Genomic DNA, 20480 nt, shown 5'->3' on the forward strand with positions numbered 1-20480 from the left:
TCATCTTCAGGTACGGCTCGCACCCCGATGACGGTTCAGCTTGCCGCACATCGTGTCAGGGGACTGTGAAGAATTACTCCCTCGGCCCTCTTCACGGACTAACCGGAGAACCCTCGCCAAACCCTCATCACGGGCCTCGGCCCCGGCGAACCAGGCCCGGCCCGGCGGATCCGCGCCTCCCCGGAGGAGAGGTCGGCGCGAACCGTCAGAGCACGATGATCCCGTCGCCCTCGACCTTCAGCGCGTACTGGACCAGCGGCGCCTCCGCCGGGCCCTTGAGACATTCTCCGGAGTCGACCGCGAACTCGCTGCCGTGACAGGGGCAGCGAATGACGCCGTCCCCGATCCTGCCGACCGCGCACCCCCGGTGCGGGCAGCTCGCCGTGAACGCCCTGAACACCCCCGAGGCCGGCTGGGTGATGACGATCTTCCACTTGGTGATCACCTTGCCGCCGCCCACCGGGATGTCGGCGGTCCGTGCGATGACCTTCCCCTTGATCCCCGGCGGCACGATGGCGGCGGCGGACTCCCCGCTCGCGCACCCCGCCAGCGCCGCACCGCACGCCACGGCCCCCGCGGCGGCGATCACCTGCCTGCGCGCGGGCATGGCGGAGGTTTCCTGCATGCTCATCGCGGCCCTTCTCGCAATGTCATCCCCGATCGGAACCGGGCTCCCTCGTCCAGGGTATTGACGGGGGAGCCCGGTCCCGAATCCGGCCCTCAGCTGCCGAGGATCTTGCGCAGGAAGCGTCCGGTGTGGCTCTCGTCGACGAGGGCGACCTCCTCGGGCGTCCCGGTGGCGAGCACGCTGCCGCCCCGCGAGCCGCCTTCGGGTCCCATGTCGATCAGCCAGTCGGCGGTCTTGATCACGTCGAGGTTGTGCTCGATGACGATGACCGTGTTGCCCCCGTCGACGAGCTTGCCCAGGACGCCCAGCAGCCTGCGGATGTCCTCGAAGTGCAGGCCGGTGGTGGGCTCGTCGAGCACGTAGATCGTGCGGCCGGTGGAGCGGCGCTGCAGCTCCGAGGCGAGCTTGACGCGCTGGGCCTCGCCGCCGGACAGGGTCGTGGCGGGCTGGCCGAGCCTGACGTATCCCAGGCCGACGTCGTTGAGTGTCTTCAGGTAGCGCTTGATCGCCGGAATGGAGTCGAAGAAGTCCAGGGCCTCCTCGATCGGCATGTCGAGCACCTCGGAGATCGTCTTGCCCTTGTAGTGGACCTCCAGGGTCTCCCGGTTGTAGCGCGCCCCGTGGCAGACCTCGCAGGGCACGTAGACGTCCGGCAGGAAGTTCATCTCGATCTTGAGGGTGCCGTCTCCCGAGCAGGCCTCGCACCGGCCGCCCTTGACGTTGAAGCTGAAGCGGCCCTTCTGGTAGCCGCGGACCTTGGCCTCGGTGGTCTGCGCGAACAGGTCGCGGACCTTGTCGAAGACGCCGGTGTAGGTCGCCGGGTTGGACCGGGGCGTGCGGCCGATCGCCGACTGGTCGACGTGCACGACCTTGTCGACCAGATCCATCCCGTTGACCCGCGCGTGGCGGCCGGGGACGGTGCGCGCGCCGTTCAGCTCCTTGGCGAGCGCGTTGTAGAGGATGTCGTTGACCAGGGTGGACTTGCCGGACCCCGAGACCCCGGTGACCGCGGTCAACAACCCGAGCGGGAACTCCACGTCGACGCCCTTGAGGTTGTGCTCACGGGCGCCCTTCACGGTGATCTGCCGCTTCCTGTCGCGCTTGCGGCGGGTGGCGGGGATCGCGATCGTCCTGCGCCCCGACAGGTAGGCGCCGGTCATCGAGTCTTCCGAGGCGAGCAGGTCGGCCACGGTGCCGGAGACGACGACCTGGCCGCCGTGCTCCCCCGCCCCGGGGCCGATGTCGACCACCCAGTCGGCGGCGGCGATGGTGTCCTCGTCGTGCTCGACCACGATGAGCGTGTTGCCCATGTCACGCAGCCTGATCAGGGTCTCCAGCAGCCGCTGGTTGTCACGCTGGTGCAGTCCGATGGAGGGCTCGTCCAGCACGTACAGCACCCCGACCAGTCCCGAGCCGATCTGGGTGGCGAGCCGGATGCGCTGTGCCTCGCCACCGGCGAGAGTGCCGGAGGCCCGGTCCATGGTGAGGTAGTCGAGGCCCACGTCGAGCAGGAAGCCCATCCGGGCGTTGATCTCCTTGACCACCCGCTCGGCGATGTGCATGTCGCGCTCCGAGAGCTTCAGCCCCGCCAGGAACGTCGCGCAGTCGCCGATCGACATCGACGAGACGTCGGCGATCGAGCGGCCGTCGACCGTGACGGCCAGCGAGACCGGCTTGAGCCTCGCCCCCTTGCAGGCCGGGCACGGGATCTCCCGCATGTAGCCTTCGTACTTCTCGCGCATGCCGTCGCTGTCGGACTCGCCGTGGCGGCGCTGCACCCAGGGGATGACCCCCTCGAAGGTGGTGTAGTAGGAGCGCTGGCGGCCGTAGCGGTTGCTGTAGCGGACGTGGACCTGCTCGTCGTGGCCGTACAGCAGCGCCTTCTGCGCCTTCTTGGGGAGCCGCTCCCACGGGGTGTCGAGGCCGAACCCCATGGTCAGGCCGAGCGCCTCGACGAGGCGCTCGAAGTAGTCGCTGGTGTGGCCCCCGGCCCACGGCGAGAGCGCGCCCTCGCCCAGCGGCCTCTCCGGGTCGGGCACGATCAGGTCGGGGTCGACCTCCATCCGGACGCCCAGGCCCGTGCACTCGGGACAGGCGCCGAAGGGTGAGTTGAACGAGAACGAGCGGGGCTCCAGCTCCTCGAACGACAGGTCGTCGTAGGGGCAGTAGAGGTGCTCGGAGTAGAAACGCTCGCGGTTGGGGTCGTCCTCGGGCAGGTCGACGAACTCCAGGGTGATCGTCCCGCCCGACAGGCCCAGGGCGGTCTCCACCGAGCCGGTCAGCCGGCTGGCCGCGCCCTCCTTCACCGCCAGACGGTCGACGATCACCTCGATGTCGTGCTTTTCCTGCTTCTTCAGCGTCGGCGGCTCGTCCAGGCGGACCACGGTGCCGTCGACGCGGGCGCGGGCGAACCCCTTGGCCTGGAGCTGGCTGAACAGCTCGGCGTACTCGCCCTTGCGGCCGCGGACCACCGGGGCGAGCACCTGGAAGCGGGTGCCCTCCTCCAGCTCCATCACCCGGTCGACGATCTGCTCGGGGCTCTGCCTCGCGATCGCCCGCCCGCACTGCGGGCAGTGCGGCTTGCCGATGCGCGCCCACAGCAGGCGCAGGTAGTCGTACACCTCGGTGATCGTGCCGACGGTGGAACGGGGGTTGCGGCTCGTCGACTTCTGGTCGATCGAGACCGCGGGTGAGAGTCCTTCGATGAAGTCGACGTCGGGCTTGTCCATCTGCCCGAGGAACTGCCGCGCGTACGCCGACAGCGACTCGACGTAGCGGCGCTGACCTTCGGCGAAGATCGTGTCGAAGGCCAGGCTCGACTTGCCCGAGCCGGACAGCCCGGTGAAGACGATCAGAGCGTCTCGCGGAAGGTCCAGCGAGACGTCCTTGAGGTTGTGTTCACGTGCACCACGCACGATGAGGCGGTCAGCCACAGCAGTCCCGACGTCGTTGGTAGAGGGTTGGAAGTAGTCGCGGGAAGACTAGCGAGAGGGGCCGACAATTTTCCGGACCGGCGTTCTGAGTCTTTCCGGACCGGCGTCCGGGGTCGTTTTCCCGCCCCCTCCAGAGTACGGTCTCCCCCCGGATATGGCAGGTGGCCCACGATTTCAACGACGTGAACACCCCCCTTATGCCCCGTACGGCCCGGCGGGCGCGATGATGATGGTGACGAGGGCGGAGCGCGTGCCGCCCCGCATTCCCGCGACCCCGTCCGAGGAGAATCCGTGACGTACACCGGTGACGTGCAGGTCGGCGGCCCCGCCGACCTGCGCGAACTGCCCGCCCTGACGATCGCCAAACTGGCCGTCGGCCCGTTCGACAACAACGCCTACCTGATCCGGTGCACCCAGACCGGCGACGGCGCCCTCATCGACGCCGCCGCCGAACCCGACCGCCTGCTCGAACTCATCGGCGACCAGCCGATCAGCAAGATCGTCACCACCCACCAGCACGGCGACCACTGGCAGGCCCTGGAGGAGGTCGCCAGGGCGACCGGCGCCTCGGTGATCGCCCACCCGCTCGACGCGGGGGCACTGCCGGTGCCGGTGGATCTGGCGGTGGAGAACGGCGACGGGGTCACCGTCGGCGTGGTCAGCCTGGAGGTGATCCACCTGCGCGGGCACACCCCCGGTTCGATCGCCCTGTACTACCCCGGCCACCTGTTCACCGGCGACTCGCTCTTCCCCGGCGGCGTCGGCAACACCAACAAGGATCCCGAGCGGTTCGCCCAGCTCTTCGCCGACGTGTCGGAGCGGATCTTCGACAGGCTGCCGGACGACACCTGGGTCTACCCGGGCCACGGCAAGGACACCACGCTCGGCGCCGAGCGCCCCTCCCTGCCCGAGTGGCGCGAACGCGGCTGGTGACCTCCCGCCTCACTCCCTCCCCCTGCGTCGCCTGACGCGGGCATGGCAGGCCGGGGCAACCCCTCGGCGTCGCCCGGACCCGGTCGGTGACCGCTCCCGGACGCCAGGACCGACACCCGCCCGCCCGGGGGAAGGCCGTAGCCGTTCCCGCTCCCCCGCGCCCGTCATCGAGGCGGTCCGGTTCGCGGAAGCACGGTGGGACGGTGGTAGCCGTTCCCACCGGGCTCGCGGACATCAGCCGCCGAAGACCCGGAGGATCCGATCCGCGGCATTGGAAGGATCCTCCACCCGCTCGACCAGATCGCCCCATGACCAGCGGTAGAACCAGCCCTCGGCGAGCGGTACGCAGTCGAGGGTCTCGTTGAACATCGCCGCCTCGGGATCGGTGACCCGCAACGACGGCGGGCTCCGCCTGAGCGTCACGTTCATGCCTCTCAGCTCCAGCTCGCGAGCGAGCATGCCGAGGAAATAGGTGCGTGTGTGCTCGTGCGGCTCGGTTGCCATGAGGCAATTGAACGCACCCGCGCCGGGCGGGGAAAGCGGATCGGGACATTCCAGGGCGAGAACGGGTCGCGGCATGGGATGTCCGCGACCATCGCCCCACCGCCCGGGTGACCACACTCCGTGTGGTCTCAGGCCAGGCCTCAGCCGACCCCGGCGGACGCCTTGCGCTGCTCCTTGCGCTTCTCCCGCTTGAACATCAGAACCCGCAGCGGGATCGCCGCCACGATCGTCATCTGCATGACGGCACCGACCTTGATCAGCGTGTCGCCGCCCGCCAGGCCCGCGACCCAGATGGTGAGGCAGGCGACATTGATCATCATCCAGGCGAGCACGGCGGCGGCGAGGTTGCCCTTGGGCTTGGGGTATTCGATCCGGCTCACCATGAGGTACGCCACACCGAAGACCGGCAGGATCGTCCAGACCGACGGGGGGAAGAGCAGCACGACCGAGACCACGGTCATCGCCCCCATCGGGATGGGCAACCCCATGAAGTCACCGCTCTTGGTCTTCACCGAGGCGAAGCGCGCGAGCCGGATGACGCCGGCCAGCAGCACCGACGACGCCGCGGCCATCACCAGCAGAAAGGGGATCTGCTGGTTGAACCCCGCCCAGATGACCACCATGAAGGCCGGCGCGAAGCCGAAACTGATCACATCGGCGAGGTTGTCCAGCTCGGCGCCCATCGCCGAGGCGCGGAACTTCCTCGCCACCAGGCCGTCGAACAGGTCGCAGGTGGCGCCGATCAGCAGGAGCACCACGGCGGTGCCGAAGAACCGGGGGTCCGCCGCGAAGGGCTTGGCCTCCTGCAGCGAGCTGATGGCCGACCAGGCGAGCACGCAGACCGCGAGGAAGCCGCAGAGGGCGTTGCCCAGGGAGAGGGAGTCCGCGGCCGACAGGCGAAACGCCTTACCCACCGGTCCTCGCGGCTCGTCGTCCGTCTCGTCCATCGGCCAGCTCGCGTCAGCCGTGGTCAAGGCTCGTCACCCCCGCGACCGTCTTCTCGCCCACGGAGACGGCGGGCGCGACTCCCTCGGGAAGGTAGACGTCGACCCGGGAGCCGAGCCTGATCAGGCCGATCCGCTCGGCCTTGGCCACCTTCGCCCCCTCGGCCACGTAGGGCACGATGCGACGTGCGACCGCGCCGGCGATCTGGACCATCTCGATGTCGCCGAGAGCGGTGTCCAGGTGCCAGACGACCCGCTCGTTGGTGTCGCTGTCCTTGTTGAACGCGGGCAGGTATCCCCCGGACACGTGCTCCACCGAGGTGACCGTGCCGGCGAGCGGCGCCCGGTTGACGTGCACGTCGAGCGGGCTCATGAAGATCGCTACCCGGGTGCGGCCGTCCGGCCACGGGTCGATGCTCTGCACCACGCCGTCCGCGGGCGACAGGATCCGCCCGGTGCCCGGAGTGCGATCCGGGTCGCGGAAGAACCAGAGCATCCCACCGCTGAGCGCGGTCAGCGGGACCGCCGCCAGCGCCCAGCGCCGGTCACGGCGGCTGAGCAGTGAGGTCACGGCGGCGGCGGCGACGGTCGGGAGCAACCACGGGGAGACGCCACGTGCCAGGCCCAACGGACCTGGTATGTGGCTTGCTGAATCGTGGGACACAGGGAACCTTTGTGATGTCTTGCGGCATTAGACCGGTATGTCTACCCGCTCTGGGGCAGGATGTTACCCATCTCTTAGCCTTTATAAGGCGCAATGAGACAAGCAAAGCGCCTCACACGCCGATTCGCTAGCCTTGCTCGACACTCGCCGGGGTGGTGTTTTCCTTGCCCGCGCGGACGTCACGCCGGACCTTGATCAAGCTGATCACCGTGGTGACGGCCATCGTGACGACGATCACCGACAGCGACACCCAGATCGGCACCTCGGGGGCCCAGGAGACGCCACTGGAGTGCAGCGCCTCGAGGATCAGCTTAACCCCGATGAAACCGAGGATGAACGCAAGACCGAAGCTGAGGTAGACCAGCTTCTGAAGCAGTCCGCCCAGCAGGAAGTAAAGCTGGCGCAATCCCATGAGGGCGAACGCGTTCGCGGTGAAGACGATGAAGGCGTCCGTGGTGAGGCCGAAGATCGCCGGAATCGAGTCGAGCGCGAACAGCAGGTCGGTGGTGCCGATCGCGATCATGACGATCAGCAGCGGGGTGACCAGGCGCTTGCCGTCGACCTTGACGGTGATCCTGGCACCCACGTAGTCGTCGGTGTGCGGGAGCACCCGCCGTGCCCAGCGCAGCACCGCGTTCTCCTCGAGGTGCTCCTCCTCGCCGAACTGACGGACGAGCTGGACGGCGGTGTAGATCAGGAACGCGCCGAAGACGTAGAAGAGCCAGCCGAAGTTGGCCAGCGCCGCGGCGCCGATCGCGATGAAGATGCCGCGCATGACCAGCGCCATCACGATGCCGATCAGCAGCACCTTGTGCTGGTATACCTTCGGCACCGCGAAGCGGGTCATGATGATGTAGAAGACGAAGAGGTTGTCGACGCTCAGGCTGTACTCGGTGAGATATCCGGCGATGAACTGGCCCGCGGGGGTGGGACCGGCGATCACCCACAGCCCGATGCCGAAGAGCACCGCGAGTGTGACGTAGAAACCGACCCAGAACCCGGCCTGCCTGAGGGAGAACTCCCGGGGCTCGCCTCGGTCGACGATCCACAGGTCGAAGGCGAGGACGACCAGGAGGCCGCCGATCACGGCGAGCCAGATCCAGACAGGAACATTCACGGTTGATAAACCTCCGGCGGCGCGCATGACAGACTGCCGGAGGTCTCTCCCGCCCGCGGGAAACCAGGTCGATGTGAAGCGGATCGACGATGCGGACCGACAGCCCCGGGGGCCTCGTGGAGCGAGACAACACCGTGATGACGAGACTGCCGCGAAGGGATACTCCCCCCCTAACCACGCCAGTATAGGCGTCTGGCATGGCGTCGCCTAATCCAACCTCGCGGCTCCTCCGCTTGTTCCATCGACCCCGAAATCGCCTGCCGACGGCCCCTTCCGGCCCTTCCGACTCCCTTCCGGGACCGGGCGCGTGCCTTCCTTCCCCCCGCGGGACCGAGCGCCCTCCCGCGGTTCTCTGATCGAAGAACCCCGCGCGCTCTCAGCCGGAGAGCCCCGCGTAGACCGCGAGCACCGCCCCGAGCGCCTCTGCCTCGCCCGGCAGTTCGCGGCCCCGCAGGGCGGCGGCCCCGGCCAGCGCCGCGGCGAGCTCGTCGTCGGCGAGCACCCTCGCGACCGCGTCGCGCATCGCGGCGACATCCCCGTACGGCACCAGCAGCCCGGCCTCTCCCACCATCGCGGGGATGCCCCCCACGGCGGTGGCGACGACCGCCGTTCCCGCCCGCAGGGCCTCCTGCACGGTGAGGGGTTGCCCCTCCCAGCGGCTCGGCACCACCAGCGCCCTCGCCACCCCGAGCAGATCTCCCACGTCGGCGCGATCGCCGAGCAACCGCACCGGCAGGCTCTCCCGGTCGATCCGCCCCTGCAGCTCCCCCCTCAGCGGCCCCTCCCCCGCCACCAGGAACACGACTTCGGGCGCACGCTCCCGCGCGATCCGGCCGTGCCCGGGCTCGGTGGGGCTCGCTTCCCGCGCGGGTTCCGCCTCCTGAGCCCCGCGCAGGGTCTTCGCGACGTCGAGCAGGGTCTCCAGGCCCTTCTGCTGGGCGAGCCTCGCGACCGTGAGAAAGATCACCCGGTCTCCCACCCCGAGCTCTCGCCGCATGTCGCCGGGCTCGCGTCCCGAAGAGGGCAACGGGGGCGCGGGTACGACCGCGGCCTCGACACACGTGGCACCCAGGCGGCTCATCCGCTCCCCCAGGTCGGGGGAGACGACCAGGATCCGGTCGGCGCGACGGGCCACGATCCGTTCCAGGAGGCCGTGGACCGCGCCGACGGCGCCGCCCGCGGTGGCGGCGTTGTGCAGGGTCACCACCAGCCCTGTCCCGGTCCCCGCCAGCGCGATCGACGCCAGGGCCCCGGCCCGCAACCCGTGGGCGTGCACGACGTGCGCCCCCCGCAACGCGCGAAGCGCCAGGACCGCCCGCAGGTCGCCGGCCGGGCGGGGCCGGTCGGAGATCGGCACGGGCACGAAGCGCGCACCGAGCGCGGCGAAGCCGAAGGCCCGCTCCGTGCTCGGCGGGCCCGCCACGACCACCCGGTGGCCGTCACGCACCAGCCCTCCGGCCAGCATCGCCACGTGCCGGCCGACCCCTCCCGCGCTCGTTCCCAGTACGAGTGCCACCCGCCTGCCCTCATCAGCCATCGGAAAGGCCACCCTCCTTCGCGGCCCCTCGGCGGAGCCTCACCGCCAGCGCCTGGACGTCCTGCCTGTCGATCATCACGGCCACGGCCGCGAAAGCGACCACACCGGCCACACCGGCGGCCAGGCCCGCCGCCACGAACTCCCAGGTGGACACCGCACCCAAGGCGTTGACCAGGGCGAGCCCCGCTCCCCAGGCGGCACCGCCACCGGCCACGGTCGCGAGGAGGGTGCGTGGCGTCCCCGCCAGCGCGGCCGCTCCCCTGGTGCGAAGCACCGCGACGGCCAGGAGCAGCCCGCCGACGGTCATACCGACCGTGCTGCCCAGACCGAGCAGCCCGACCACGTCGGCCGGATTCCCCGCGGTGCGGGCGAGCACGATCTGGGCCACCAGCGCGACGGCCCACCCGGTCACCGAGGCCGCGGCCGCCGACCGGCCCCGCCCGCAGGCGTACAGGACGCGGGCGAGGTGCAGCATGAGCGCGTACCCGGCCAGGCCGGGCGCGAACAGCGCGACACCCCTCGCCATCTCGGCGGGGTCGCCGCCAGGGGTCCCATCGAGGAACACCCTCGACACCGGTACCGCGACCGCCGCCATCACCCCGGCCGCGAGCCCCGTGACCAGGAGCACGGCCCGGGTGGTGGAGGCGGTCAGGGCGTCGAAACCCGGCGTGTCCCCCTCGGCCGCTCGGGTGGACAGCACGGGGAACGAGCTGGTGGCGATCGGCATCACGAGCACCGCGTACGGCAGCTGGTACAGCGCCCAGGCGTAGGTGTAGGCGGCGATCGCGCCCTCGCCTCCCAGTTCGTTGGCGAGGCGGATCACGACGATCAGCGCGATCTGCTGCGCGATCAGCACGGCGAGACCCGCGGTGGCGAGACTCCGCGCCCTGGCCGCGACGCCCGGCGGGAACGACAGCGAGGGCCGCAGCCTCAGCCGCAGCCGGGCCACCGGACCGATCACGGTGAGCACCATCGCGGCGGCGGCGACGGTCGCGCCAAGGGAGAGCGACAGCTGCCCGGCACCGCTGAGCCGCGACAGGTCCCTCGCGGCCTCCTCGTTGACCGCCTCGAACAACAGGTTGGAGGCGACGATGAGCAGGCTGGAGACCAGCGGCGCCAGGGCCGGGCCCATGAACCGCTGGTGGGCCTGGAGCACCCCGTACAGCACCACGGCCAGGCCGAAGAAGATCATCCGGGGGGCGAAGACGACGAGCAGGCCGGTGCCGGCCTCGACGACGTCCGCCAGGTCGCACGGGGCCGGATTCGCCACGAGCAGCGCGACGATCGGCCCGGCGAACGCGACGATGAGCAGCGTGAGCGGCACCAGGACGAGCATCGACCAGGTGAGCAGCGCCGAGGTGGTCCTGCTCACCTCCGCCCTGGCCTCGGGGTCGTCATCGGACCTGGAGGCCGCCGAGGCCAGCACCGGCACCACCATCCCGGCCAGTACGCCGCCCGCGACCAGCTCGAAGACGATGTTGGGCACGTAGTTGGCGGTGTTGTAGGCGGTGCCCAGGCAGCTGTTGCCGACGCTCTGCGACTGGACGAGATAGCGGCCGAAACCGACGAGCCTGGCCAGGACGGTCACGACTCCGATGAGGAGCGCCGCTCCCGCGACCCCTCGTGCGATCCTCGTGCTCATCGGGTGGCGGGTGCCTGCTCCACAGGGCGACGGCCGAGCATGTCGAGGCGGTGCAGGACGGGGTTGCCCGCGATCACCTTGGTGAAGCTGATCTTCTCGGAGGCCGCGGTCAGCGCGACCACGGTGCCGAGCACGGCCAGGCGCCCCGGACGTCCCAGGGTGATGGTCGCGGCCAAGCCGAGCAGTGCGCCCAGCGCGTTGGCCCCCGCGTCACCGAGCATCGCCCGCTCGCCGAGGTCCTCGGGCAGCAGCGCGGCGGCGGCCCCCATGGGGAGCGCGACCACGGTGGCCGAAGCCGGGTCGTCTCCGAGCAGCCCCGCGGCGAGCAGGGGCGCTCCGGCGAGGAGGCCCACCTTGACGGCGCGACCCGGCCGCAGGTCGAAGAGGTTGGCCAGGTTCGCGCTCCCCGCGATCAGCACACCGTTGACGGCGACGTCGAAGGGGTGACGGGAGGTGAGGGCGGCCGCGGCCAGGCCGGTCGCGCCGATACCGAGGAGCTTCACGGCCCCGCTGGTGACCTCGCCCTTGGCCAGGGCGCTCAGATGCCCCTTGAACCCCTTGGACGAGGTCGCGCCGTACAGGTCGTCGTAGGCGCCGAGCCCGCCACCACCCGCCACCGCCAGCAGCGCCGCCACGCGGACCCTGCCGGGCAGCCCGGGCATCGCCGCCGCGGCGGCACCGGCACCGGCGACGAACGCCGGGCCCTCAAGCAGGGTGATCGGCTCACCCCTGTGGTTCGTGCGGGCCCAGGTCTCCGTGTCGCCGACCGGAGGCCTGCGGGTGAAGGCGGCGTACGCGGCGCGCGCGGCGACCGCGCCGAGGAACGCGCCGGCGAGGGCACCCGCGAGGGCGCGGGGAAAAGCGCGACGAGCCATCGGATCATCCTCCGGAGGTGGCCGTGGGGACCGTGGGGGTCGGCGTCGCGCTGGGCTCGATGCCGGAGACGCCGGGGCCGATGCCGTACTGACCGGCCAGCCCGGTGAGTTGCTCTCGGAGAGCGTAGACCACCACGACCCGTCCTGCGGGCATATCGGCGGTGTCGACGCTGGAGACCTTCTCCGTGAAGGCCGCGTCCTCGCGGAGCGCGGCGATCACCCCGCCGGGCGCGACGGAGGTCTGCGTGCCGGCGATCACGGTGCCCTGGCCCGCGTCGTCGAGGCCGAGCGCCAGCGTCACGAGCGTGCCCGCCTGCGCACTCGCGGTCTCCCCCGCGTACGCCTCCGCCGGGGCGATCATCAGGGCCGTCTCCGCGCGCCTGGCGGGCTCGCCGGTGACGGTGAGCAGGCCGGCGCGCTGGAACGCGTCGAGGATGCCGGCTCCGGACGGGTGCTCCTTGCCCACCTGGCTGGAGTCACTGGTCAGGATCGCACCGGCGAGCACCTCCGCCGCCTTGTCGTGCGCCGTGTCCTCGACGGAGAAGACGGTCTCGGCGGCCTTGGCCCCGACGGCCAGCTTGTCGACGAAGCCCGCCTGGGCGGGGTCGGTGTACCGCTCGGTGAGGGTGATCCGGCCGGTCACGCTCCCCCCGGCCTCCTCGATCGCCTGCTGCGCCGCCTCGCGCACGCTCGCGGTGCTGCCCGGGGCCTCGACGATCACGACGCTCCTGCCGACGAGCGCGTCCTGGACCATCCGGGCGGTGCCGCCGGTCACGAAGGCGTCGTTGGCGGCCTCGCGCTTCTGCAGGGCGTCCACCTGGTCGCGAAGCTCGTTGTTGCCCTCGCGAAGCTGGTTGGCCAGCGACTCGCTCGCCTTGATGACGGGATCTTCGAGCAGGGTGGTGCCGAGCACGATCCCGACCGACAACGCGAGGAAGATCGCGACGATGGAGACGAGGTGATAGCGGAAATCGATCACGAGAAGAGTCCGACCAGCCAGAAGATGAAGCCACTCCAGACGTCGCGGACGCTGTCCAGCCAGATCTTGCCCACCGGGGAGACGACGATCGCCACTCCCATGGTGATCAGCGTGGTGGCGACGAGCAGGAGCAGGGACGGTGTGGAGATCCGGCTGCGATAGAGCCGGCTGACGCCTTTCGCGTCGACGAGCTTGCTGCCCACCCGCAGGCGGGTGAGGAAGGTGCTGGCCATGCCGGAGCGGCCCTTGTCGAGAAACTCCACCAGGGTCGCGTGGGTGCCGACGGCGACGATGAGATCGGCGCCCTTGTCGTCGGCGAGCAGCATCGCGATGTCCTCGCTGGTGCCGATCGCGGGGAAGAGCACCGCGGTGCGGCCCAGTTGCTGGACCCGCTCCAGCCCGGGCGCCCTGCCGTCGCGGTAGGCGTGCACGACCAGCTCGGCGCCGGTGGTGAGCGCCTTGGTGGAGACGGAGTCGAAATCGCCGACGATGATGTCGGGCAGGTAACCGGCCTCCAGCAGCGCGTCGGCGCCGCCGTCCACCCCGATCATGATCGGGCGGTATTCGCGGATGTAGGGGCGGAGGGCGGCGATGTCCTCCTTGTAGTGGTAACCGCGCACCACGATGAGGACGTGCCTGCCCTCCATCACGGTCCGGACGTCGGGGACGCCGATCCCGTCGATGAGGAGGTCGCGCTCACGGCGGACGTACTCCATGGTGTTGGCCGCGAACGCCTCGATCTGCACCGTCAGCCCGGCACGGGCCTCGCTCATCGCGGCCTCGATGGACTCGGCCGTCTGCACGTCGCCCTTGCCCACCACCTCGTCGTCGAGGTGAAGGACGCCCTCGTGCAGCCTGACCAGGTCGCCGTCCTTGATCCGCTCGAACAGCTCGGGGGTGGCGTTGTCGACGAACGGCACCCCCGCCTCGACGATGATCTGCGGGCCGAGGTTGGGGTAGCGGCCGCTGATGCCGGAGGCGATGTTGACGACACCCGCCGCGCCGCACGCGACAAGGGCCTCCGCGCTCACCCGGTCAACGTCAACGTGATCGATAATCGCGATTTCCCCGGCCCTGAGGCGCTTGGTCAGCCTCTTGGTCCGCCGATCGATTCTCGCCACTGCCGTCACCCCGGGAAGGTCCGTGACCTTCCTGCGGCGGAGGTACCTCGTGAGCCTGTCTTGAAGCTCTTCAGTCGGCACCTTCATCACGCCCATCCTGCCAGAGTGAACGACCGGGAGAGCCAAACAGGCGGCAGCGTGTTAGATACGTCACCCGATACTCCTGAGACCTGCTCCCCTGGAACGCGAGGATTACTCCTTCAACCCCCCACGTACCGCCTCGCTTCTCGAATCCGGCGTGTTCGGCCTGTTTCGGGTCACGCCTTGTCGGCGGCGGCGATCGAGAGGAGCTCCTGGGCGTGCGCGCGGCCCAGCTCGGAGTCCTCAAGCCCGGCGAGCATGCGGGAGAGCTCCCTCGCCCGGCCGTCCTTGTCGAGGGCGATCACGCCGCTGCGCACCACGCTCCCGTCGTCGGCCTTCTCCACGACGAGATGCTGGTCGGCGAAGGCCGCGACCTGCGGCAGGTGGGTGACGACGATCACCTGGGAGGTGCGGGCCAGCCGTGCCAGCCTGCGGCCGATCTCCACCGCGGCCTTGCCGCCCACACCCGCGTCGACCTCGTCGAAGACGAACGTCGGGACCGGGTCGGCGCCGGCGAAGACCACCTCGATGGCGAGCATCACCCGGCTCAGCTCACCGCCGGAGGCGCCCTTGTTCAGCGGCAGGAGCGGCGAGGCCGGGTGCGGCGCCATGCGCAGCTCGACCTCGTCGACGCCGTGCGGGCCGAACTCGGAGGCGGCGGTGATCGTGACCGCGACCCTGGCGTGCGGCATGGCCAGCGCGGTGAGCTCCTCGGTCACGGCCTGCCCGAACCGCTCCGCGGTCGCCGTCCTGACCCGGGTCAGCTCGGCGGCCAGCTCGGTGAGGCGCGCGGTGAGCTCCTCGTGCTCGCGGGTGAGCTCGCCGATGCGGTCGTCGTCACCGTCGAGTTCCGCCACCCGGGCGGCGGCCCGCGCGGCCCAGGCGAGCACCTCCGCGGTGTCCTGGCCGTATCTGCGGATGACGTGGATGAGCGCGGCCCGTCGCTCCTGCACCACCGCGAGCCTGCCGGGGTCGGCGTCGACCGACTCGGCGTACGCGGCCAGCTCGGTGGCGACGTCGGAGATCAGATAGCCCGCCTCCGCGAGCCGGTCGGCGATCCCGGCGAGCGAGGGGTCGAAGTCGCGCACCGCCTCGACGGCCGCGCGGGCCTCTCCGACCAGCGCGATGGCGTCCGGCATGGCCTGCTCACCGGACATCGGATCGCCGAGCAGTGCCCGGTGCGCCGTCTCCGCGGCGCTCCTGAGGGAGTCGGCGTGGGAGAGCCGCTCCTCCTCCTCGCGCAGCTCGATCTCCTCGCCGGGCTTGGGGTCGGCCTTCTCGACCTCGCCGAGCCCGAACCTGAGCTGGTCGGCCTCCTGTGCGCGTTCCCTCGCCTTGGTGGTCAGCTCGGCCAGCCTCTCCGCGGTCTCCCTGTGCCGCTTGTACGCCTGCTCGTAGGCGCGCAGCGGCTTGACCAGCTCCTCACCGGCGTAGCGGTCGAGGGCGGCCCGCTGACGGCCCGGCTGCAGCAGCCGTTGCTGGTCCATCTGGCCGTGCACGGCGACGAGGTCCTCGGCCAGGTAGGTGAGCGTGCCGACGGGAACCGTCCGCCCGCCCAGCCAGGCACGGCTGCGCCCCTCGACGGAGACCGTGCGCGAGATGATCAGCTCGCCGTCCTCGACCACGCCTCCCACGTCCTGCACCTGCTGGGCGACCCGCCCGGCGGGGTCGACGATCAGCGTGCCCTCGATGGTCGTCTTGCCGGAGCCCGGACGGACGCGGGCGGGGTCGGCACGGCCGCCGAACAGCAACCCCAGGCCGGTCACCACCATGGTCTTACCCGCGCCCGTCTCGCCCGTGACCACGGTGAATCCCGGCGCCAGCTCCAGGACGGCCTCATCGATCACGCCGAGCCCCTGGATACGGACCTCCTCGACTCCAGGTCGCACTGGTCCCTCCCGTCACATCGAATTCACCGAACATCAGTGCGGTGCGCGGGCACGATCCTACGCGCTTGAGGCGTCGCCCGCCCGGACGAACTAGGGCCTCACGCGACCCCGCCACCCCTGTACGGGGAGATCGAACTTCGCGACCAGCCTGTCGGTGAACGGCGCCCCGGTGTCCTCCAGACCGTGCAGCCGCGCCAGCCGTACCGGTAGCTCCGCCCGCCGCAGTTCCACCCTCGCACCGGCCGGCAGGTCGAACCTGCGGCGGCCGTCGCACCACAGCACCGCGCCCGCCGTCTCCGGCTGGACCTCCAGTGCCAGCTTGGAGCGGGGCGAGACCACCAGGGGCCTGGCGAACAGGGCGTGGGCGCTGATCGGCACGAGCAGCAGCGCCTCCACCTCCGGCCACACGACCGGGCCTCCGGCGGAGAAGGCGTACGCGGTCGAACCGGTCGGCGTGGCACAGATCACCCCGTCACACCCCCAGCGTGACAGCGGGCGCCCGTCGATCTCGGCGACCACCTCGAGCATCCGCTCGCTCTTCTCGACGGTGACCTCGTTCAGCGCCCAGCTGTCGGCGAGCAGCTTGCCGTTGAGGCGGGCGGTGACCTCGATGGTCATCCGCTCCTCGACGTCGTAACGGCCGTCCACCACGCTGTCGACCGCCTCCGCCAGGTCCTCCACCTCGGCCTCCGCCAGGAAGCCCACGTGGCCGAGGTTCACCCCCAGCAGCGGCACCCCCGCCGGGCGGGCGAGTTCGGCCGCCCGCAGGAGGCTGCCGTCGCCACCGAGCACGATCATCATCTCGACGGCGTCGACCGCCGCCGGACCCGCGGGTACCACGTCGGTCCCCGCGCAGGCGATCTCCTCGGCCTCGACGCTGAGGACCCGCACGGTCAGCCCGGCGTCCACGAGCCGCTGGATCACCATCCGGGCGCTGTCGACGGCCGCCGCCCGCCCGGTGTGCGCGGTGACCAGCACGGTGCGCTTGGCAGTCATCGACTCTCCTTGAACGTGGAGATCCTCGCCCCGGGTGGGGGAGGAAGCTGGGGTCTGGGTGGCAGAGGATTCGGGAGTTGAGGTCTGGACGGCCGGCAGGTTGCCGGATGGCGGAGGTCTGGAGGGCCGAGGCCGGGCGCTGAAGGGCCGGGAGCCGGAGAGCTGGGCAGTGGCTACCGGGGGCCTTCCGCCACCGCTCGCTCGATCTCCGCGTCAAGGTCGGGGACCGGCGGAGCGCCCTCTCCCCTGCCCAGCCAGATGACGTACTCGACGTTGCCGGACGGGCCCGGCAGAGGACTCGCGGTCACCCCTCGCACGGTCAGGCCGAGCGTCCGCGCGACTTCGGCCACGTCCCTTACGGCCCCGGCGCGAAGTTCCGGATCGCGGACGACCCCTCCGGCGCCGACCCGCTCCCTGCCGACCTCGAACTGGGGTTTGACCAGCATCGCGAAGTCGGCCCGTTCCGCGGCGCACAGGACGAGGGCCGGCAGCACCAGGCGCAGGGAGATGAAGGAGAGGTCACCGACGATCAGCGTGGGCGCCTCGCCGAGCATGTCGGGTTTCAGGTCCCTGACGTTGACCCGCTCCATCACCGTGACCCTGTCGTCGGTCCGCAGCGACCACGCGAGCTGGCCGTACCCGACGTCGACGGCCAGGACGTGCGCCGCTCCCGCACGGAGCAGTACGTCGGTGAAGCCCCCGGTCGAGGCTCCCGCGTCCAGGCAGCGGCGTCCCTCCACGGTGAGGCCGAGAGGACCGAAGGCCTCCAGCGCGCCGAGGAGCTTGTGCGCGCCCCGCGAGACATAGTCGGGCCCCTCGGCCGCCTCCGCGACCACGATCGCCGAGGCCGTGTCGACCTGGGTCGCGGGCTTCGCCGCCACCTGGCCGCCGACGCTGACCCGGCCGGCCTCGATGAGCTGGGCCGCCTGCTCGCGGGACCGCGCCAGCTTCCGGCGGACGAGCTCGCTGTCGAGACGTGTCCGCCGGCTCACGGGCGCCGATCCCGGGTGCCGTCCACCGACGGGCGCCCCTGCCCGGGAAGAGCGTGCGCCAGGGCCGGTCCCGGCCTTGGCACGCCGCCTGGCCTTGGCAGGCCGCCCGGTGAGGTCGGTTCCCGCTCCGGGGCACCGTGCGCCGGGGCGGTGGCCCGCTCCGGAGGGCTGTCCGGCGAGGCGGACTCCCGCCCCGAGGTACCGTTCACCGCGGCGAGCGCCTGCTCCAGTCCGGTGAACACCTCCTCGAAGACGTCCGCGTGCGCGGAGACGGGCAGAGCGCCGAGACGGGTGAGCCCGCCCAGCGCGGCGTCCGCCCGCTCGTCGCCCGTCTCCTCCAGCAGGTCCGTCATGTGCCCCCTCCGGAACCGCTCCTGGCCGCTTCGGCCGTCATGATCGTCTTCGCGGCCCTTGCCGCCGTACGAATGCGGCTTCCGCCGTACGAGCACCACGCTCACCGGCGCCGCGCCCGTGGATTCCCCGACCGTATCGGAAGCCGCGCCCCTCGTCGCCCCGGCGGGCTTTCCCGCCTTTCCGGCTTTCCCTCGCCATACGCGGGCTCCCCTCCTTGACGGGCTCCCCACGCCGCGAATCCGGCCCCGTCCTTCCCGTGAACGCAGGGGAGTCCGCGAGGGCCGACCCGCACGGGCACGGGGTATTCGCGGCGGCCGATCCGCACGGATACGGGGGATCCGCCGCGGCCGATCCACACAGGTCGGCCCAGGGCGGGCAAGGAAGGGAGAGATCTTCCAAAGATGGGTAAACCGCGAACTATCGCGGGAACCTCGATCGTTGTCATGCCATTAAGGTCGGCGGCCGTCGGCGCATAACCCCGCGATGTCGTGAACGCCATTGCGGAAGCCTCTTTCTCCGGTGCCCCCGCGCCGGATTGCATGCCGTACCCATGTGGAACGCTACCGTCCGTACCTGAAAGGGATTCGGATCGGTCAGGGAGAAGAGAAGGGAGCGCCACGCGATGGCGACCGTCGACGAGTGCCGGGTGGCACTGCGCAAACTCGGCGAGCAGTTCGACGAGGTTGACCGGGAGAGCCGCGACAAGCACGTGGTCGAGCGCAGTATCAGCTGCCACATCAAGGATCTCGGCGTCACCTTCTACGGCCACATCCACCACGGCGGCCTCGGTCCCTTCGAGGACCTTTCCCCGGACGACCGCAGGCAGGCCGAGGTGAAACTGACCATCGGCAGCGATGATCTCATCTCGCTGGTCAACGGGGACCTCGACATGGGACGGGCCGTCTTCGGCGGCCGGATCAAGGTCGACGCCAGCTTCGGTGACCTTCTCCGCCTGCGCAAGCTCCTTTGAGGATCCCGCCCGAAGGCGGGATCACACGGGCGGAGAGGTTCACGCAGGGCGACGGCCCGCCCGGCCCCGGCCTCCCGGCCTGGGCTCGGCATCAAGGGGAGCACGTGAGGTCGCGCCGAGAAGGGGATGACGGAGGCTGGGCGGCCGTTGGAGGAGGCCGGGGTCGAGCGGTCGTCTCAGCCGGAGCGCGAGGCCCGTGGCGAGAGCGCGGAGTCGAGTGCCGCCTTCACCGCGTCCTCGTCCGCCCGGCCCTCGCCCACGGCCTCCCAGGTCGCCGCGGAGGCCGCGCGGAGCCCGTCAAGCGGCCCACCCCCGCCTTCGAGGGTGAGCACGCCCTCCTCCCAGCGGGCCGTCCACCCCTCGCAGGTCCACCCGTCCGTGATCCTCCGCACCTCGGGGTAGGGCCGGTGCAGGTCGGACAGATCAGCGGCGACGTAGGTGGGCCGGTGCCGGGGAGCGGCGGTCAGCACGTCGAGCGGGCCCGCCACTCCCGTCAGGACCAGCAGACTGTCCACCCCCGCGTTGGTCGCTCCCTCGATGTCGGTGTCGAGCCGGTCACCGACCACCAGAGGCCGCTGCGATCCGGTGCGGAGCATCGACTCGCGGTGCAGGGGCGGCTCGGGCTTGCCCGCGACGATCGGCTCCACCCCGGTCGCCGTGGCGATGACCCTGACCATCGAGCCGTTGCCGGGAAGCTCCCCCCTGCCCGTCGGCATGGTCGAGTCGGCGTTCGCGGCGACGAAGAGGGCTCCCCCTCTCACCGCGAGCGTGCCCTCGGCCAGCAGACCGTAGGAGAGATCGGGAGCGATGCCCTGGACGACCGCGACCGGCCCTTCCAGGGCGGTGCTGACCGGGCGCAGTCCGTGGACGCGCAGTGCGGAGCGCAGCCCCATCCCACCGACCACCAGCACCGCGGCGCCCGGTTCGACCCGCTCGGCCACGACCCGCGCGGCGGCCTGGGCGGAGGTCACGACGTCCTCGGGTTCCGCCGGGGCGCCCAGCGCGCGCAGGTGCTGGGCGATGGCCGCGGGGGTGCGTGAGGCGTTGTTGGTGACGTAGGCGAGACGTACACCACCCTCCGCCGCCCGGCGCAGGGACTCCGGGGCCGCCGGTACGGCGTTGCGCCCGAGGTACACCACCCCGTCAAGGTCAAGGAGAAGGGTGTCATACGGGTCGATCAGCGTATTCGTGTCCACCGGCCCATTTCATCACCCACGTTCCACCGCCCGCACCGCTCCCATGCGGCGGAACCGCCTGGATCACGTCCTGCGAACCCGCACGGATCAACCGGGCGAGCATCCTCGGGGCGTACCGGCAGGGC

At 70.9% G+C, this 20480-nt stretch carries 18 protein-coding genes; 2 read left to right on the forward strand and 16 right to left on the reverse strand.

What is annotated here, in order from left to right; translation table 11 throughout:
* Positions 1 to 205: 205 nt before the first annotated feature.
* A complete protein-coding gene (locus AB0B90_RS14575) occupies positions 206 to 631 on the reverse strand; it encodes a Rieske (2Fe-2S) protein (protein ID WP_350947790.1) in 426 nt (141 codons plus the stop codon).
* An 89-nt stretch (positions 632 to 720) separates the two neighbouring features.
* A complete protein-coding gene (gene uvrA, locus AB0B90_RS14580) occupies positions 721 to 3561 on the reverse strand; it encodes an excinuclease ABC subunit UvrA (protein WP_350947791.1) in 2841 nt (946 codons plus the stop codon).
* A gap of 291 nt (positions 3562 to 3852) precedes the next feature.
* Between uvrA and AB0B90_RS14585 the strand changes: the two genes are divergently transcribed.
* Positions 3853 to 4494, forward strand: a complete 642-nt coding sequence (locus AB0B90_RS14585) for an MBL fold metallo-hydrolase (RefSeq protein ID WP_362922818.1) — start codon at positions 3853 to 3855, stop codon at positions 4492 to 4494.
* 234 nt (positions 4495 to 4728) lie between these two features.
* Here the strand turns inward: AB0B90_RS14585 and AB0B90_RS14590 are convergent, their stop codons facing one another.
* The 13 genes from AB0B90_RS14590 to AB0B90_RS14650 form a co-directional block, all read right to left on the reverse strand.
* Positions 4729 to 4998, reverse strand: coding sequence for a hypothetical protein (locus AB0B90_RS14590; protein ID WP_362922820.1), 270 nt, complete (start codon positions 4996 to 4998; stop codon positions 4729 to 4731).
* A 140-nt stretch (positions 4999 to 5138) separates the two neighbouring features.
* Positions 5139 to 5972 (reverse strand): CDP-diacylglycerol--serine O-phosphatidyltransferase, encoded by an 834-nt coding sequence (gene pssA / locus AB0B90_RS14595; RefSeq protein ID WP_350947794.1) that lies wholly within the window; start codon positions 5970 to 5972, stop codon positions 5139 to 5141.
* Positions 5959 to 6564 carry a phosphatidylserine decarboxylase gene (locus tag AB0B90_RS14600; RefSeq protein WP_350947822.1) on the reverse strand — a complete coding sequence of 202 codons (606 nt, stop codon included), beginning with the start codon at positions 6562 to 6564 and terminating at the stop codon, positions 5959 to 5961. The genes pssA and AB0B90_RS14600 overlap by 14 nt, the downstream gene beginning before the upstream one ends.
* A 169-nt stretch (positions 6565 to 6733) precedes the next feature.
* A complete protein-coding gene (locus AB0B90_RS14605; RefSeq protein WP_362922822.1) occupies positions 6734 to 7723 on the reverse strand; it encodes a TerC family protein in 990 nt (329 codons plus the stop codon).
* Between the two features lie 376 nt (positions 7724 to 8099).
* On the reverse strand, positions 8100 to 9260 hold the full coding sequence (locus tag AB0B90_RS14610) for a glycosyltransferase family 4 protein (protein ID WP_362922824.1): 1161 nt from the start codon (positions 9258 to 9260) through the stop codon (positions 8100 to 8102).
* A complete protein-coding gene (locus tag AB0B90_RS14615) occupies positions 9253 to 10902 on the reverse strand; it encodes a lipid II flippase MurJ (protein ID WP_350947797.1) in 1650 nt (549 codons plus the stop codon). The genes AB0B90_RS14610 and AB0B90_RS14615 overlap by 8 nt, the downstream gene beginning before the upstream one ends.
* On the reverse strand, positions 10899 to 11777 hold the full coding sequence (locus AB0B90_RS14620) for a hypothetical protein (RefSeq protein ID WP_362922827.1): 879 nt from the start codon (positions 11775 to 11777) through the stop codon (positions 10899 to 10901). The genes AB0B90_RS14615 and AB0B90_RS14620 overlap by 4 nt, the downstream gene beginning before the upstream one ends.
* A 4-nt stretch (positions 11778 to 11781) precedes the next feature.
* Entirely contained in the window at positions 11782 to 12756 is a 975-nt protein-coding gene (locus AB0B90_RS14625; RefSeq protein WP_350947799.1) for a copper transporter, read from the reverse strand.
* Positions 12753 to 13964: a putative cytokinetic ring protein SteA gene (gene steA / locus AB0B90_RS14630; RefSeq protein ID WP_350947800.1), complete on the reverse strand. Its 1212-nt coding sequence runs from the start codon at positions 13962 to 13964 to the stop codon at positions 12753 to 12755. Before steA ends, AB0B90_RS14625 begins: the two co-directional genes overlap by 4 nt.
* Before the next feature lie 170 nt (positions 13965 to 14134).
* Positions 14135 to 15847 (reverse strand): DNA repair protein RecN, encoded by a 1713-nt coding sequence (recN, locus tag AB0B90_RS14635; protein WP_350947801.1) that lies wholly within the window; start codon positions 15845 to 15847, stop codon positions 14135 to 14137.
* 90 nt (positions 15848 to 15937) lie between these two features.
* Positions 15938 to 16843, reverse strand: a complete 906-nt coding sequence (locus AB0B90_RS14640; protein WP_350947802.1) for an NAD kinase — start codon at positions 16841 to 16843, stop codon at positions 15938 to 15940.
* A gap of 173 nt (positions 16844 to 17016) precedes the next feature.
* Entirely contained in the window at positions 17017 to 17835 is an 819-nt protein-coding gene (locus tag AB0B90_RS14645) for a TlyA family RNA methyltransferase (RefSeq protein WP_350947803.1), read from the reverse strand.
* Positions 17832 to 18188 (reverse strand): hypothetical protein, encoded by a 357-nt coding sequence (locus AB0B90_RS14650; RefSeq protein WP_362922829.1) that lies wholly within the window; start codon positions 18186 to 18188, stop codon positions 17832 to 17834. The genes AB0B90_RS14645 and AB0B90_RS14650 overlap by 4 nt, the downstream gene beginning before the upstream one ends.
* Positions 18189 to 18811: 623 nt before the next feature.
* Here AB0B90_RS14650 and AB0B90_RS14655 point away from each other — a divergent pair.
* Complete coding sequence (locus AB0B90_RS14655; RefSeq protein WP_350947805.1) at positions 18812 to 19159, forward strand: SCP2 sterol-binding domain-containing protein; 348 nt, start codon at positions 18812 to 18814, stop codon at positions 19157 to 19159.
* A 176-nt stretch (positions 19160 to 19335) separates the two neighbouring features.
* Here the strand turns inward: AB0B90_RS14655 and AB0B90_RS14660 are convergent, their stop codons facing one another.
* A complete protein-coding gene (locus AB0B90_RS14660) occupies positions 19336 to 20355 on the reverse strand; it encodes an HAD-IIA family hydrolase (RefSeq protein WP_362922831.1) in 1020 nt (339 codons plus the stop codon).
* Between the last annotated feature and the right edge of the window lie 125 nt (positions 20356 to 20480).

The sequence above is a fragment of the Streptosporangium sp. NPDC049078 genome, from assembly GCF_040648855.1.
Classification (GTDB): Bacteria; Actinomycetota; Actinomycetes; order Streptosporangiales; family Streptosporangiaceae; genus Streptosporangium.

Excerpts from the sequence above, each read along its gene's own strand:
- AB0B90_RS14575 (WP_350947790.1), bottom strand. The coding sequence starts at position 631 with ATGAGCATGCAGGAAACCTCCGCCATGCCCGCGCGCAGGCAGGTGATC.
- AB0B90_RS14590 (WP_362922820.1), bottom strand. The coding sequence starts at position 4,998 with ATGGCAACCGAGCCGCACGAGCACACACGCACCTATTTCCTCGGCATG.
- AB0B90_RS14610 (WP_362922824.1), bottom strand. The coding sequence starts at position 9,260 with ATGGCTGATGAGGGCAGGCGGGTGGCACTCGTACTGGGAACGAGCGCG.
- AB0B90_RS14615 (WP_350947797.1), bottom strand. The coding sequence starts at position 10,902 with ATGAGCACGAGGATCGCACGAGGGGTCGCGGGAGCGGCGCTCCTCATC.
- AB0B90_RS14620 (WP_362922827.1), bottom strand. The coding sequence starts at position 11,777 with ATGGCTCGTCGCGCTTTTCCCCGCGCCCTCGCGGGTGCCCTCGCCGGC.
- steA (WP_350947800.1), bottom strand. The coding sequence starts at position 13,964 with ATGAAGGTGCCGACTGAAGAGCTTCAAGACAGGCTCACGAGGTACCTC.
- AB0B90_RS14640 (WP_350947802.1), bottom strand. The coding sequence starts at position 16,843 with ATGACTGCCAAGCGCACCGTGCTGGTCACCGCGCACACCGGGCGGGCG.
- AB0B90_RS14650 (WP_362922829.1), bottom strand. The coding sequence starts at position 18,188 with ATGACGGACCTGCTGGAGGAGACGGGCGACGAGCGGGCGGACGCCGCG.
- AB0B90_RS14655 (WP_350947805.1), top strand. The coding sequence starts at position 18,812 with ATGGCGACCGTCGACGAGTGCCGGGTGGCACTGCGCAAACTCGGCGAG.